This window comes from Streptomyces sp. NPDC058662, assembly GCF_042716255.1.
Lineage (GTDB): Bacteria > Actinomycetota > Actinomycetes > Streptomycetales > Streptomycetaceae > Streptomyces.
The window spans coordinates 57,545-73,029 of the sequence record NZ_JBHXRU010000019.1 but is presented as its reverse complement, the minus strand read 5'-3'; the positions used below and the strand labels follow the sequence as shown (position 1 = coordinate 73,029).

The window sequence follows — 15,485 nt, the reverse complement described above, 5'->3', positions numbered from 1 at the left end:
GGGTCAGGCGCTTCTCGCGATCCGCGGGGACCGGAGGGCCGGGATCAGACGGCCGGCACCGGGTAGGTCGGGTACTCCACGCCGGAGACGTGCTGGACGACCCGGATCACCTGGCACGAGTAGCCGAACTCGTTGTCGTACCAGAGGTAGAGGATCGCGTTGTCGCCGTCGACCTTGGTGGCGCCGGCGTCGACGATCGACGCGTGGCGCGAGCCGATGAAGTCGCTCGACACCGCGTCGGGCGCGGTGATGAAGTCGATCTGGCGCTTGAGCGGCGAGGTCAGCGAGACGTCGCGGAGGTAGTCGAGGACCTCCTCGCGCGTGGTCTCGCGGCCGAGCCGCAGGCTGAGGATCGCGATGGAGACGTCCGGCACCGGGACCCGGATCGAGCTGCCGGTGATCGGCGCCTTCAGCTCCGGGAGGGCCTTGGCCACGGCGGAGGCGGCACCGGTCTCGGTGATGACCATGTTGAGCGGCGCCGAGCGGCCGCGACGGTCCGAGCTGTGGTAGTTGTCCAGCAGGTTCTGGTCGTTCGTGAACGAGTGGACGGTCTCCACGTGACCGCGCAGCACGCCGTACTCGTCGGCCATCGCCTTGAGCGGCGGGACGATCGCGTTGGTCGTGCAGGACGCGCAGGACAGGATCTGCTCGTCGGGCTTGACCGTGTCGTGGTTGACGCCGTGGACGATGTTGGGGACGTCGCCCTTGCCGGGCGCCGTCAGGACGACCTTGTCGATCCCCGGGCGCAGGTGCTTGGACAGACCCGCGCGGTCGCGCCACTTGCCGGTGTTGTCGATCAGGATGGCGTTCTTGATGCCGTACGCCGTGTAGTCGACCTCGGACGGGTCGCCCGCGTAGATGACCTTGATCTCGTGGCCGTTGGCGACGATCGTGCTGTTCGCCTCGTCCACGGTGATCGTGCCCTGGAACTGGCCGTGGATGGAGTCGCGCCGCAGCAGTGAGGCGCGCTTGACCAGGTCCTGGTCACCGCCCTGGCGCACGACGATGGCGCGCAGCCGCAGGCCGTTGCCGGATCCGGCCTTCTCGATGAGGAGGCGGGCCACCAGGCGGCCGATACGGCCGAACCCGTAGAGGACCACGTCGCGCGACTCGCGGCGCTCGATCTTGTTGGCGCCGGTGGCGCCGGCGACGGCCTCGGCGGTGAACGCCTCCACCGACAGACCCCGGTCGTCCGCCTTGTACGTCGCGGCGAGCATACCGATGTCGATCTGCGAGGGACCCAGGTCCAGCGTGGTCAGGGCCTGCACGAACGGCAGCGTCTCGGTGACCGAGAGCTCCTCACCGGCGATCTGCCGGGCGAATCGGTGGGTCTTGAGGATGCTGACCACTGACTTGTTCACCAGGGAGCGGCTGTGGAGCAGGACCGTGACGTCCCGCTCCCGGTGCAGCTTCCCGATGATCGGGATCATCGACTCCGCGATCTCCTCGCGATTCTTCCAGCTGGTGAACGAGTCATCATTGACAGTCACAGGTTTATCTTTCGAGCTAGTCGGTGCTCATATGCTAACCCGACTGATTTTTGATCTTCCAGGCGGTGCCGTCCAGCGCGCCGACCAGCGCCCGGGATCCGCGGCCGCCCCGCCTCACGGGGCCCCGGGCACGGCCGTCGGCGCCTCGGCTCCGGCGGGCACCTCGTATATCCCGCCGTCCACGCCCGCCCGGTAGAGCCTGCCGGCCGAGAAGCCCCGGTCGCCGTGCCCGTAGGTGATCTGGGTGGACAGGGGCAGTCCGGAGGCGACGGAGCAGAGTCCCGCGCCCTCGGCCCGCCAGATCTGCCCGGCGGCGTGGGTGCTGATGAGCGGGCGCCCCCGGCCGTCGAGGGTGAGGCCGTCGGGGAGGGCGAGGACGTCGGACGGGCCGGCGGAGATCCAGCGCACGGGGTGGGCCGGGTCTGCGACGGGGATCCGGTACAGCCCGGGGGCGATGCTGGTCTGGATGACGTACACCTCGGACCCGTCCGGGGACACCGCGACGCCGTTGGGCTGCCGCACCCGCGCCCAGGCGGGGTCCACCCGCCCGTCCGGGGTGACGCGGCCGATGTTCCGGCCGCCCAGGGTGGTGGTGTAGACGGTGCCGTCCGGCGCGAGGGCGACGCCGTCGATGCCGCCGAGGCCCGAGGCGTAGGTCGTGCTCTCGCCCGACTCGGGGTCGATCCGCAGCAGCTCGGACAGCGGCAGGAGGTCGCCGGTGAGCGAGTGCGCGAGGTCGTTCCCCGTGCCGACGAGGAGGCTGCCGTCGGCGCGCACCACGATCCCGCCGTTGGCGCCGATGTCGCCGGTGAGGGCCACCGGGGCGGTGCCGGGTGCGTCGATCCGGTAGACCCGGCCGGTGAAGTACGCGGTCGCGAACATCCGTCCGCGCCGGTCCACGGCGATGGACTCGACCCAGTCGGGGATGCGGGCCACCTCGACCGGCGGCGGGGCCGTTGTGGTGGCGCAGGCCGGGGCCGCCCGGGCCGGGACCGGTGCGAGCGCGCTCGCCGCCGCGGCCAGCACGACGGCCGGCAGGGCGGCGCGGCGTGCCGCCCGTACGGCGGTGTGGATCATCTCGGTCAGCCTCATCGGTTCCCCTCCGCGGTCGGGCCGGTCGCCCGGTGCAGTATCGGGGCCGACCCCGCCCCGCGCGAGCCGCGCCCCGCCCGACTGGCCTGATCCGCACGGCGGTTGCACCGCCGCCGGGGGGCCGGGCGGCCGGGTCCGTGGACGCGCGGGCCGGTGGGGCCGGTTCAGGTCAGCGGGTCACCGTCCACTTCTGCTGCGCGGCGCCGACGCAGGTCCAGATCTGGAGCCGGGTGCCGTTGGCGGAGGCGCCGCCCGCGGCGTCGAGGCACTTGTTCGCCTGCGGGTTGACGATGTCCCGGGCGGCGGGCAGCGCCCACTGCTGCGCGGCCGTGCCGTTGCAGTCCCACAACTGCACGGGTGTCCCGTCCGCGGTGCCGCCGGACGCCACGTCCAGGCATTTGCCGAGCGCGCGCAGGGTGCCGTCGGCGCGGCTCTCCCAGCGCTGGGCGGCGGTGCCGTTGCAGTCGTACAGCTGCACGGCCGTGCCGTTGGCGGTGCCGGCGCCCGCGACGTCCACGCACTTGCCGCCGATGCCCGTGATCTGCCCGGCGGGCGCCGGGGCTTCGCCGGTGGTGACGCGGACGTGGTCGACGACCAGCTGCTGCGGGAAGACCGTGCTGCCGTCGGGGTCTCCCGGCCAGTAGCCGCCGACCGCGAGGTTGAGGATGAGGAAGAAGGGCTTGTCGAACACCCATGGGCGGCCGCCGAGGTCGGCCGGCGTCCGCCGCTGGTAGACGGTGCCGTCCACCGACCAGGTGATCGCGTTCGGGCTCCAGTCGACGGCGAAGGTGTGGAAGGCGTCGGCGAACGCCTGGCCGCCGGGGAGGGTGTAGCCGGCGCCGATGCCACCGGAACCGGAGTACCCGGGGCCGTGCAGGGTGCCGTGGACCGTGGAGGGTTCGAAGCCCACGTTCTCCATGACGTCGATCTCGCCCGAGGCGGGCCAGCCGACCTGGCCGATATCGTTGCCGAGCATCCAGAACGCGGGCCACATGCCCTGTCCGCGCGGGACCTTCATCCGGGCCTCGACCCGGCCGTAGGTGGTGGTGAACCGGCCGGCGGTGTTGAGCCGCGCGGAGGTGTACTCGCATCGCCCGTACCAGCACTGGTAGTTGCCCGGGTTCTCCCGGCGGGCGGTGATGACCAGGTGGCCCTGGCCGTCGAGGGCGGCGTTGCGGGCGCCGGCGGTGTAGTACTGCCGCTCGTGGTTGTTGACGTTGTCGCCCGTCTCGACCTGCCACTTCCCGCCGTCGACGGCGGACCCGGCGGGTCCGTCGAAGTCGTCCGAGAACGTGACGGCGGCCGGTGCGACGGCGGCCTGCGGCGAGGGGGTGCCCGGCGCGGGCAGCCCCGTGGCGAGTCCGGTGGACAGGGACGTGAGGGCGAGCACGGAGACGAGGGACAGCAGCAGGCGCCGGGGTGAGCGCGCGGAGACCATAACGCTCCTAACAGACATGGGCATGTCAATCGGCAGAGGAGGGATGGATGCCGATCGCGGTCGCGGAATACTTAGTTCAGTACGTGATTTAAGAAGTGAACAAATGAGCTGTCAAGAGCCCGGTCCAGCTCGGCCCGGCGCCGCGGCCGACCGCCGCTCGGAGCGGACCGCTCGGAGAGCGTTCAAAAATTGACGCGGCAACAACTCCTGGGCCCGCCAGGGCACGGAGGAGCGGCCCCCGCAACCGGAGCCCATACTGGAAGACGGGAGGCATTGCGGTCCTGAGCGCTCACGCGCCGCCGAGGAGGCGAGCCCCGATGACAGTGGACCAGGCGTCACAGCTCACCACGGATTTCCTGAAGCAGGTGGAAGCCGCCGGCAGGCGGTACGCGACCCGGACCGCCGAGCGGGAGGGTCACCTGGAGACGCTCGCGCGGCACGGCATCCTCTACGCCGACACACCGGAGCGCGTCAACAAGAGGCTGGACCGGCTGGGCGTCGACTGGGCCCTTGCCACCGCCGTGGAGCGGACACCGGAGACCGCCACCACGGGTACCAGCCTGGACCTGGACCGCGAGTGGGTCAGCACCGACCTCCTCGTGCTCGAACGGTTCATGGGCCGCAACGACCTGATCGGCGTCGACTTCCTCGAAGGCGGCTTCGTCGCCGCCCGCTCGGTCGGCCGCGTGACCGTACGCAGCCCCGCGTCGTCGCACCACGGGACCGGCTTCCTGGTGTCCCCGTCCCTGCTGATGACGAACAACCACGTACTGCAGTCCGCCGAGGAGGCGGGCGCCGGCGTCATCGAGTTCAACTTCCAGGCGGGCGTGGACGGGCAGCCCCTCATGCCGGTCGTCTTCGCGCTCGAACCGGAGCGCTTCTTCGTCACCCACCGCGACCTCGACTTCACCGTCGTCGCGGTCGCCGACCGGTCCCGTGACGGCCGCCCGCTGACCGACTTCGGGCGGCTGCCGCTCAAGGAGGCCACGGGGAAAGCGGTCATCGGCGAGCTCGTCAACATCATCCAGCACCCCAACGGCGAGCCCAAGCAGCTCGCCCTGCGGGAGAACCGGATCGTGGACCTGCTGGACGACTTCGTGCACTACGCCGCCGACACGGCCCGCGGCTCGTCCGGCTCCCCGGTCTGCAACGACCAGTGGGAGGTCGTGGCACTGCACCACGCCGGCGCTCCCCGCAAGGACCGCGACGGCAACATCCTCGCCGTCGACGGGTCCGTGTGGCACCCGGGCATGGGCGAGCACCGGATCGACTGGAAGGCCAACGAGGGCATCCGGGTCAGCCGCATCGTCGCCGCCCTCCAGCAGTTCCCCCTCTCCGGCGGACCGGCGGCGCTGCGCGCGGAGCTGCTCGCCGCCGGGTCGTCCCCGCACCCCGTGGAGCCCTCGCCGCCGGTCCCGCCGGGCCGGCCGGGGACCGGCGGAGAGCGGCCGGACGGCGCCGGGGGACCCGCCGGGCACGCCTACCCGCCGCACCTCGCGGCCCCGGCGTACGGCGCCGCCGCCCGGAACGGGTCGGGCGACCCGGGCGGCGCGACGGGCGTCGTCCACCTCAGCGTCCCGCTGCGCATCAGCGTCGGCCTCGACGGCGGCGCACCGCCGCCCCGGGCCGCGGCCGAGTCCACCGCGGCGGCGTCCCGGACCCGCCCGCCGGCCCCCTCCTACGACCGGGCGATGGCAGGCGTCGGACGCATCGACGGCCAGTCGCCCGCCGAGCGCGACCTGGCCGCCGCCCTGGCCAACCGCGCCGCCGCCCGGTCCCGCCCCTACTACGACGCGGCCGCGGACCTGATCGCGCGCGAGACCTACTACGCGGGAATCCGCACCACCGACCCCGCGGGACTGCGCCTCGCGCTGACCGGTCGGCTGGAATCCACACACGCGCACCGCCCGTCGTACAAGCCGATGCGCCTGCTCTACCCGTGGGTGGACCTGCACCCGGACGAGACGCTGCACGGCATCTACTCGGACCAGGACTTCACCCCCGAGGAGCTGATGGCGGCCGACGCGGCGGCGGAAGCCGCCCGGATCGGACGCTGGCAGGAGTTCATGCTCCGCGAGAGCGTGCCCGGCCCGGAGGCGGTCGAGGCCGAACTCGACCTGCTGGAGGCGTCACTCCCGTTCAACTGCGAACACGTCGTGCCCCAGTCGTGGTTCACGAAGAAGGAGCCCATGCGGGGCGACCTGCACCACCTCTTCGCCTGCGAGACGAACTGCAACAGCTTCCGCAGCAACATCGCCTACTTCGACTTCCGGGACGAGCACGAGGTGGTCCGGCACGCCTGCGGGCGCCGGGAGACCGCGAAGTTCGAGCCGTTCGCGGGCAAGGGGCCCGTCGCCAGGGCCACCCTGTACTTCCTGCTCCGCTACCCGGGGCTCATCGGGGACCGGGCGGGCGAGCTCCCGCTCGACCGTCTCGGCCTGCTGCTGGACTGGCACCGCGACCAGCCGGTGAACGCGTACGAGCTGCACCGCAACGCCGCGATAGCCGAGGTGCAGGGCAACCGCAATCCGCTGATAGACCACCCGGAGTGGGCCGAGCGGATCGATTTCGCGGGCGCCTGGACCGCCGCGTGAGCGGTCCGGGGACTCCGGGAGCCCGGGTGCGGCCGCGGCGGTGAGCGCCCCCGCGGGCCCGGCGGGCCGGCGCGTGCCGCAACATTCCGCTTTCTGTCGCGGAGCGGCGGCGGCGGGCACCTGAGCACCTGATCGAATCGGCGGCCGAATCAGGTCGCGACCCTTGTGGTGGAGGGCGCGGGCCGGGCACGCTCGGGGCATGAACACAGCTCGGCACGCCAGTGAACAGCTGATGAGATGGTCCGCGCTCACCGAGGGCCGCCCCGCGTGCGGTGCGGGAGTCGGGCTGAACGCCGGTGCACGGGAGATCGTCCACTTCCACGGCGAACACGAGGCCGACGTCCGGCTGACCCGGGCGATGATCACGAAGTTCCGACCGGCACTCGCCGGGTCCACCGCCATCCGCCTTCCCGCCGGGTCCGACTGGGTGACGGTACGGCTGGACATCAGCTCCGACATCGACCTGCTGGCGACCCTGGTCAGCGCCGCGCTGCAGGCCGCCACCCGGGCGGAGGCCGAGGTGCGCGGCGGCCGGCCGGCCTCCCGGCCGGATCCCTGCACCCACCTCCTGAGCCGCGTCACCACCGTCCCCGGAGGCGTCTGCGCCTGAGCCGCGCACGGGGGGCGTTCCCCGGCCGCGGCAGCCGGAAGGGCGTCCTCACGCCTGCCTACGGGCGCGTACCCGGCCGAGCGGAAATATGATGAGCTCGGATCTTCTCGCGGCGGGAGCAGGGACACATGGACGGATCTCGGAGCGGTCCATGACCCGGCGTCGTCCCGCTCGCGCGGCGAGCGAGGACCTGCTCAGCACCCTGGGGCGGCTCACGGCCCAGGCGCGCGAGGGCGTGGAGCTGCAGCGCGCCCGCGCGGAGCTGGCCGAGGTGCTCCAGCGGGAGATGCTGCCCGCCTCCCTGCCGGGACTGCCGGGCCTGCGGGCCGCGGCCCGGTACGCGCCCGCCCGGCACGGGCTGGACATCGGCGGTGACTGGTACGACGGCTTCCGGCTCCCCGGCGACGCGCTGGCGTTCTCCATCGGCGACGTGCAGGGGCACGACGTGGAGGCGGCGGCCTTCATGGGCCAGGTCCGGGTCGGGCTGCGCGCCGTGGCCGGCGTCGTCGTCGACCCGGGCGAGGTGCTGCGCCGGGCGAACGAGGTGCTGCTCTCGATGGACCGCGAGCTCTTCGCGACCTGCACCCTGCTCCGCTACGACCCGGCGAGCCGGGTGCTCGAAACCGCCCGGGCCGGACACGTACCGACGGTCTGGGCCACGGACGACGGCCGGTACGGGGTGACCGAGGACGCCGGCGGCCTGCCTCTGGGCATGCTCCCGGACGCGGTCTATCCGGTGACCCGGCGGCGGCTGACCCGGGCGGGGGTGATCGTCCTCCTCACCGACGGGGTGGTCGAGGGGCCCTCGTTCCCGATAGAGGTGGGGCTGGCGCGCGTACTGGACATCGCCCGGAAGGCGGTGGACGCCGATCCCGACGAGCTGGCCGCCGAGGTGATGAAGGTGGCGGACGAGACCGGTCACGCCGACGACGCGGCGGTACTCGTGCTCGGCCACGACGCGGCGGGGCCGCCGGACCCCGCGTAGCGCGTGTCACGGTCCGCCCGGACGGCGGGACTGTTGTCTGATGCTGTGGTGCGTACCGACGGATGGCGACGTCTGCCCGTGACTCTTCTGCTGATCCTCGCCGTCGCCGTCGCCTACTTCGCGGCCGGGTGGATCGGCCTGCTCCAGCAGGTGGTCCTCGACGGGGCCGCGGTCACGCCCCTGTGGCTGCCGACGGGCATCGCCGTGGCCGCGCTGCTCTGCCTGGGGCTCCGGGTCTGGCCCGGGATCGCACTCGGCACCTACTTCACCATCGAGCGGATCAGCACCTTCGACCCCGCCGACACCGTCCTCGTCGCCGGGAACACCCTCGGCCCGGTGTGCGCCTACCTGCTGCTGCGCGCGGTGGACTTCCGCGGCGGACTGGACCGGCTGCGCGACGGCCTGGCCCTGGTCTTCCTGGGAGGTCTGCTGCCCATGCTGGTCAGCGCCACGGTCGGGACGTTCATGCTGGTCCTCACCGGCGACCTGACGCTGAGCGGGTTCTGGCCGGTGTGGGCGGCCTGGTGGGCCGGCGACGCCATGGGGGTGCTCGTGGTGACCCCGGTCCTGCTCGTCCTGCGCCGGGCCCGGCTGCCGCGCGACGGCTACCGGGCGGCCGAGGCGGCCGCCCTGGCGGTCACCGCCGTGGCCGTCACCCTCCTGGCCACCCGGAGCAGCACCCTGTCCCTGCTCTTCCTCGTGTTCCCGCTGCTGACCTGGGCGGCCGTGCGCTTCCAGCTCGCGGGGAGCGCGCCGTGCGCCCTGCTGGTGTCCGTCCTGGCCATCTCGGCGGCGACCGACCGCACCGGTCCGTTCGCCCGGCACACCCTTTTCGAGATCATGGTCAACCTCCAGGCGCTCAACGGCGCGGCGGCCCTGACGGCCCTGCTGCTGGCGGCGCTCGTCACGGAGCAGAACAACATGCGGCGCAAGATCGAGCAGGTCTGCGAGGACCTGGCCGAGGTGGTGGAACGGCTCGCCCCGGGCCGCCCGGGCAACTGACGCGTCGGCGCGCGCACGCCGCGGGCACGACGTCCCGCGGTCCGGCCGCCGGTCCGCCGCGACGGCGGCCGCACCGCCGTCCGGTGCGCCCGGCCCGGGAATCCACCGGGACTTCCGAAAGCGGCCGGACCAGCCGTCACGTATCCGTAAGATCTTGGTCGCTCTGTGCGACCGGCTCCGCTCCGGCAACCCCCGTCCGCGCCGAGCCGTCCCCGTGTCGTACCCCCTGACCAGAGGAACACCGTGCATCTGCCCGTGACCCGGCGGTTGGCCGTCAGCGCCGCCCTGCTGTCCCTGCTGGCCGCGACGGCGCCCGCCGCCGCGGCCCACGCCGCCCCTTCCGCGCTCACCGCCGCCGGCGGGCCCGGCGCGCCGCCGGCGCACGCCGATCCCGAGGCCCTGATCCGGGCGCTGCGTCAGACGACCGACGCCGGGGCGCCGGGCGCCATGGCCCGCTACACCGGGCCCGGCGGCGTCCTGAGCAAGGCCGTCGGTGTCCGTGACCGGAGCAGCGGCGCCGCCATGGACACCCGGGCCCGTTTCCGGATCGGCAGTGTCAGCAAGACGTTCTCCGCCGTCGTCCTGCTCCAGCTCGTCGCCGAGAAGAAGATCGCGCTCGACGCGCCCGTCAACCGCTACCTGCCGGGGCTGCTGCCCGACGACCGCATCACCGTGCGCCACCTGCTGAACCACCGCAGCGGGCTGGCCGACTACACCAACACCATGTTCGAGCGGACCGTGCCCGGCTTCGAGGCCGTGCGCGACAAGGTGTTCAGCTACCGCGAACTCGTGGAGCTCTCGCTCGCCGAGCCGAGGACCACCGAGCCCGGGGCCGCGTACAAGTACTCCAACACCAACTTCGTCGTCGTCGGCATGCTCATCGAGAAGGCGACCGGCCGTCCGGTGGCCGAGGAGTACCAGCGGCGCGTCATCAAGCCGTTGAAGCTGCGCGACACCTCCTACGTCCACCCCCGCACCGCCGTCCGGGGGCTGCACGCGCGCGGCTACCTCCACCCGGACGAGGCCGGCGCCCCGCTGGTCGACTCCACCGAGCAGACGGCCTCCTGGGCCCAGACCGCCGGGGCGGTAATCTCCAGTCCGGCCGATCTGAACACCTTCGTGTCCGCCCTGCTGGGCGGTCGGCTGCTCTCTCCCCGGTTGCTGGACGCGATGCTCGCCACGAGCCCGACGGACGGCACGAACACCCGGCACTACGGGCTCGGCCTGCGCCGCTACGACCTGTCCTGCGGCACATCGGTCTACGGCCACACCGGCACCGTGCAGGGCTACTACACCTACGCCTTCGCCACCCGGGACGGCCGGCGCAGCCTCGCGGCCATGGCCAACACCTCGAACCGGGGCACGGCGAACACGGCCCTGGGCGGCACGCTCGAAGCCGCGTTCTGCGGCGGGCGGACCGCGCCGGCCACCGCGCGCGGGTTCACCGTCGCGCCGGCCCCGGCCGAGATGGACCTGCCCGAGCGGCGCGCCCGCTGACCCCGGCCCACCCGCGCGCCGCCGGGCGGCGCGCGGGTGGGCCCGGACCCGGTCGCAGCGGCGGCCGCGGTCCACCCCGAAAAAACTGATACATCATCAGGTCACCTGTCCCGGACCCTTGACTCCGATGCCGCCAGTGGCGATTCTCGTCCCATCGTTTGCGCGGGTCATGACAAGTCAGCCGTTCGTGCGGCGTCGTCGTCCCGATCCCCGCGACGGGTCCCGATCCCCGACCGCGCGCCATCCGCTGACCGAAGACGTGAGTGATGACCATGACCCGACACCCGCACCACAGGCTCAGACACCTAGCGGTTCTGTCGTTCCTGCTCACCGTGGTGGCCATGGTGCTCGGCCCCGCGCCCAGCTCCGCGGCCGATCCCGGCTGGTGGAACCCGGTCGCGCGGCCCGCGCCCGACTCCGACATCAACGTCACCGGCGAGCCCTTCAAGGGGACCGACGCACAGGGGAAAGTGCGCGGCTTCGTCGACGCGCACGACCACCTGATGTCCAACGAGGGCTTCGGCGGCCGGCTCATCTGCGGCAAGCCGTTCTCCGACCTGGGCGTCGCCGACGCGCTCAAGGACTGCCCGGAGCACTACCCCGACGGCTCGCTCGCGGTCTTCGACTTCATCACCAAGGGCGGCGACGGCAGGCACGACCCGGACGGCTGGCCGACCTTCAAGGACTGGCCCGCGCACGACTCGCTGACCCACCAGCAGAACTACTACGCGTGGGTCGAGCGGGCCTGGCGCGGCGGCCAGCGGGTCCTCGTCAACGACCTCGTCACCAACGGCGTGATCTGCTCGGTCTACTTCTTCAAGGACCGCAGCTGCGACGAGATGACCGCCATCCGCCTGGAGGCGCGCAAGACGTACGACATGCAGGCCTACATCGACAAGATGTACGGCGGCCCCGGAAAGGGCTGGTTCCGCATCGTCACCGACTCGGCGCAGGCCCGGGAGGTCGTCCAGCAGGGGAAGCTGGCCGTCGTCCTCGGAGTCGAGACCTCCGAACCCTTCGGCTGCAAGCAGATCCTGGACATCGCGCAGTGCAGCGAGGCCGATGTCGACCGCGGCCTGGACGAGCTGCACCAGCTGGGTGTGCGCAGCATGTTCCTGTGCCACAAGTTCGACAACGCCCTGTGCGGGGTGCGCTTCGACCAGGGCGCGCTCGGCACCGCGATCAACGTGGGCCAGTTCCTGTCGACCGGCACCTTCTGGCAGACCGAGAAGTGCACCGGTCCGCAGCACGACAACCCCATCGGCATCGCGGCGGCGCCCGCGGCGCAGAAGGAGCTCCCGGCCGGCGTGTCCGTCCCGTCGTACGCGGCGGACGCGCGGTGCAACACCCGGGGCCTCACCGGCCTCGGCGAGTACGCGGTGCGGGGCATGATGAAACGCAAGATGATGCTGGAGATCGACCACATGAGCGTCAAGGCCGCGGGCCAGGCCTTCGACATCCTCGAATCCGAGTCCTACCCCGGCGTGATCTCCTCGCACAGCTGGATGGACCTCGACTGGACCGAGCGGGTCTACCGTCTCGGCGGCTTCATCGCCCAGTACATGAGCGGCGCCGAGGCGTTCAGCGCGGAGGCGAAGCGCACCGACGCGCTGCGCGACAAGTACGGCGTCGGCTACGGGTACGGCACCGACATGAACGGCGTGGGCGGCTGGCCCGGCCCCCGGGGCGCCGACACCCCCAACCCCGTGCGCTACCCCTTCCGCAGCACCGACGGCGGGTCCGTGATCGACAAGCAGACCACCGGCGTGCGCACCTGGGACCTCAACACCGACGGGGCCTCGCACTACGGGCTGGTCCCGGACTGGATCGAGGACGTCCGACTGGTCGGCGGCCAGGGCGTGGTGGACGACCTGTTCAAGGGCGCCGAGTCCTACCTCACCACCTGGGGCGGTTCCGAGAAGCACCGGGCCGGTGTGAACCTCGCCGCCGGTGCGTCCGCCTCGGCGAGCTCCGCCGAGTGGAACCCGTTCACGAGCTACGCGCCGGGCCGGGCCGTGGACGGCAACGGCGGCTCCCGCTGGGCGAGCGACTGGAGCGACGACCAGTGGCTCCGGATCGACCTCGGATCACCGAGCCTGGTCAAGCGGGTCACCCTCGACTGGGAGCGCGCGTACGGGAAGGCGTACCGCGTGGAGCTGTCGGCCGACGGCACGAACTGGCAGTCGGTGTGGTCCACCGCAGCGGGCGACGGCGGTCTCGACACGGCGCTGTTCACCGGTGTGCCGGCCCGGTACGTTCGCGTCCACGGAGTCCAGCGCGGCACCCAATGGGGCTACTCCCTCCACGAGGTCGGCGTCTACAGCAGCTGACGCGCGGCGGGACCCGGGGCCGGGCCCCGTACGACCGACACCGCAGGGAACGGAGCACCCATGGCACGTATGCCGTCGGCGGACCGGCGCCGGCAGCTGACCGAGGCCGCGATCCGCGCGATGACCCGTGACGGCGTCGCGAGGACGACGACCCGGTCCATCGCCGCCGAGGCGGGCGTGTCGCTGAGCGTCGTCCACTACTGCTTCGACTCCAAGCAGGAGCTGCTCGAATCGGTGATCACGGCGATCACCGGTCACTACGTCACCGTGGTGAGGGAGGCGATCCGGCCGAGGCCCACCCTGCGGGAGACCGTCCGGGCCGGCTTCCAGGCCTACTGGGACCATGTGGTCGCGCACCCCGGTGAGCACATGCTCACGTACGAACTGACCCAGTACGCCCTGCGCCAGCCCGGCTTCGAGCACCTGGCCCGGCGGCAGTACGAGCTGTACTCGGACACCTACACCGAGCTCATCGAGCAACTCCGCCGGACCATGGGTCTCGACCTGCGCGTGCCCGTGCCCGTGCTGGCCCGCTATCTGGCCGCGATGACCGACGGCCTGACGGTGAGCTTCCTCGTGCTCGGGAACGCCACGGCCCCGGCGGACGTCCTCGACCTGATCACGGACCACGTCGCCGGCCTGGCCGGCGAGGAGCCGGGGTACCGCGCGGGCACCGGTGCGGTACCCGCGGTGACCACCGCGTAGCGGGCCGGCGCGGGTGCGGGCACGGGCCCGGCGGGCCCGGCCGCGCCCTCAGGACCGGTGCAGCAGCGCCGCCAGCACCTCGTGGAGCACCGCTTCGGCGTCCTCGACGGCCCCCGGGGACCGCCAGGCCACGAATCCGTCCGGGCGGACCAGGACCGCCCCGGCCGGGGTGGTGCCGTGGACCTCGGCCCAGTCGGCCCCGTCCCGCGCGATCAGGTCGGCCTTCGGGCCGGCGCCGACGGCGTACGCGTCCAGCCGTACGCCCAGCTGTGCGGCCACGCTCCGCGCGGCCTCCCGCCACGGGGTGCCCTCCGAGCTGAGCAGGACGAAGGACCGCTCGTAGAGGTCGACCGTGGACTTCCGGACCCCGCCGGCGTCGAGCCACATGTGCGGCGCCCGCGTACCCGGTTCTCCCGAGAGGTCCAGCCCGTCCGGCACGACCGGCCGTTCGGGATCGGTCCCGAGGACGGCTCCCTCGTTGTAGCGGTAGCCCATGGCCACGGACAGGACCCCGCCGGGCCGGCCGCCGCCGCGCGCGCCGGGAGCGGGCTCGTACCCCGGATGGCTGTGCTCCGCCGAACGGGCCGAGGCCCGCTCGCTCGTGGCCCGCGCCACCGGCAGGCGCTCGGACTCGTAGGTCTCCAGCAGGCCCTGGCCCGCCGAACCGTCCAGCACCGCGGCGAGCTTCCAGGCCAGGTTGTGCGCGTCCTGGATGCCGGTGTTGGAGCCGAACGCGCCCGTGGGGGACATCTCGTGGGCGGAGTCGCCGGCGAGGAAGACCCGCCCCTCGCCGTACCGCCGCGCGACCCGCTCCGCGGCGTGCCAGGGCGCCCTGCCCGTGATCTCGACGTCCAGGCCGGGTGCGCCGACCGCCCGGCGGATGTGCTCGACGCAGCGCTCGTCGGTGAAGTCGTCCAGGGTCTCGCCGCTGTCGGGGTGCCAGGGGGCGTGGAAGACCCACCGCTCCTCGTTGTCGACCGGCAGCAGGGCGCCGTCGGCGTCCGGTGTCGTCAGGTAGCACACGATGAAGCGCCGGTCGCCGACGATCCCCGCCAGCCCGCGGGAGCGGAAGGTGATGCTGACGTTGTGGAAGAGGGCGCCCGAGCCGCTCTGGCCGATGCCCAGCTGCTCCCGGACGGGGCTGCGCGGTCCGTCCGCGGCGACGAGGTAGTCGGCGCGGACGGTGCTGTGCTCGCCGGTGTCCCGGTTCTTCACCCGCGCGGTCACTCCGCGCTCGTCGGGTTCGAAGGAGAGCAGTTCGGTGGAGAACCGCAGGTCGGCGCCGAGGGTCGGCGTCACGGACATCAGGACCGGCTCGATGTCGTTCTGACTGCACAGGCACCACGACGAGGGGCTGAAGCGCGCCAGGGCGCCTCCGGGGTCGATCTCTTCGAAGAGCCACTCCTGGTCGTCGCCGGTGAGGGAGCCGCCCTGGAGGATGCCGTGGTTGTCGCCCAGTACGGAGGCGGCCTCCCGGATCCGCGCCTCCACACCCGCGACCCGGAACAGCTCCATCGTCCGTAGGTTGATACCGCGTCCGCGCGGATGCACCGAAGTGCCCGCGTGCTTCTCGACCAGCAGGTGCCTGATGCCGTGGCGGCCCAGGAAGAGCGAGGTGCACAGGCCCACCAGTGAGCCGCCCACGATGAGGACCGGCACGCGGTGGTCGACGTTTTCCTTCATGAGTCTTCCATGCCCGGTGCGAGGGGTGTTCCCTCGCTCCTTCACCCGCATGGTTCTCC

At 72.5% G+C, this 15,485-nt stretch carries 11 protein-coding genes; 7 read left to right on the top strand and 4 right to left on the bottom strand.

Annotation, left to right across the window (positions count from 1 at the left end):
• Positions 1-44 precede the first annotated feature (44 nt).
• The 3 genes from ACFWUQ_RS10330 to ACFWUQ_RS10320 form a co-directional block, all read right to left on the bottom strand.
• Positions 45-1,490 (bottom strand): glyceraldehyde-3-phosphate dehydrogenase, encoded by a 1,446-nt coding sequence (locus ACFWUQ_RS10330; protein WP_384535548.1) that lies wholly within the window; start codon positions 1,488-1,490, stop codon positions 45-47.
• Between the two features lie 114 nt (positions 1,491-1,604).
• On the bottom strand, positions 1,605-2,582 hold the full coding sequence (locus tag ACFWUQ_RS10325; protein ID WP_384535546.1) for an SMP-30/gluconolactonase/LRE family protein: 978 nt from the start codon (positions 2,580-2,582) through the stop codon (positions 1,605-1,607).
• Positions 2,583-2,751: 169 nt separating this feature from the next.
• Positions 2,752-4,020 carry a ricin-type beta-trefoil lectin domain protein gene (locus ACFWUQ_RS10320; RefSeq protein ID WP_384535543.1) on the bottom strand — a complete coding sequence of 423 codons (1,269 nt, stop codon included), beginning with the start codon at positions 4,018-4,020 and terminating at the stop codon, positions 2,752-2,754.
• Between the two features lie 317 nt (positions 4,021-4,337).
• Here ACFWUQ_RS10320 and ACFWUQ_RS10315 point away from each other — a divergent pair, with 317 nt between their 5' ends.
• The 7 genes from ACFWUQ_RS10315 (at position 4,338) to ACFWUQ_RS10285 (ending at position 13,743) form a co-directional block, all read left to right on the top strand.
• Positions 4,338-6,614: an endonuclease gene (locus ACFWUQ_RS10315; protein WP_384535541.1), complete on the top strand. Its 2,277-nt coding sequence runs from the start codon at positions 4,338-4,340 to the stop codon at positions 6,612-6,614.
• Positions 6,615-6,813: 199 nt separating this feature from the next.
• Positions 6,814-7,224: a luciferase family protein gene (locus ACFWUQ_RS10310; RefSeq protein WP_384535538.1), complete on the top strand. Its 411-nt coding sequence runs from the start codon at positions 6,814-6,816 to the stop codon at positions 7,222-7,224.
• A 151-nt stretch (positions 7,225-7,375) separates the two neighbouring features.
• On the top strand, positions 7,376-8,209 hold the full coding sequence (locus tag ACFWUQ_RS10305) for a PP2C family protein-serine/threonine phosphatase (protein ID WP_384535536.1): 834 nt from the start codon (positions 7,376-7,378) through the stop codon (positions 8,207-8,209).
• A 45-nt stretch (positions 8,210-8,254) separates the two neighbouring features.
• On the top strand, positions 8,255-9,211 hold the full coding sequence (locus ACFWUQ_RS10300) for an MASE1 domain-containing protein (RefSeq protein ID WP_384535533.1): 957 nt from the start codon (positions 8,255-8,257) through the stop codon (positions 9,209-9,211).
• A 243-nt stretch (positions 9,212-9,454) separates the two neighbouring features.
• Entirely contained in the window at positions 9,455-10,708 is a 1,254-nt protein-coding gene (locus ACFWUQ_RS10295) for a serine hydrolase domain-containing protein (protein WP_384535530.1), read from the top strand.
• A 272-nt stretch (positions 10,709-10,980) separates the two neighbouring features.
• Complete coding sequence (locus tag ACFWUQ_RS10290; RefSeq protein ID WP_384535577.1) at positions 10,981-13,038, top strand: discoidin domain-containing protein; 2,058 nt, start codon at positions 10,981-10,983, stop codon at positions 13,036-13,038.
• Positions 13,039-13,098: 60 nt separating this feature from the next.
• Entirely contained in the window at positions 13,099-13,743 is a 645-nt protein-coding gene (locus ACFWUQ_RS10285; RefSeq protein ID WP_384535527.1) for a TetR/AcrR family transcriptional regulator, read from the top strand.
• Positions 13,744-13,791: 48 nt separating this feature from the next.
• On the opposite strand, the gene ACFWUQ_RS10280 is transcribed toward ACFWUQ_RS10285, so the two are convergent.
• Positions 13,792-15,426: an FAD-dependent oxidoreductase gene (locus ACFWUQ_RS10280; RefSeq protein ID WP_384535524.1), complete on the bottom strand. Its 1,635-nt coding sequence runs from the start codon at positions 15,424-15,426 to the stop codon at positions 13,792-13,794.
• Between the last annotated feature and the right edge of the window lie 59 nt (positions 15,427-15,485).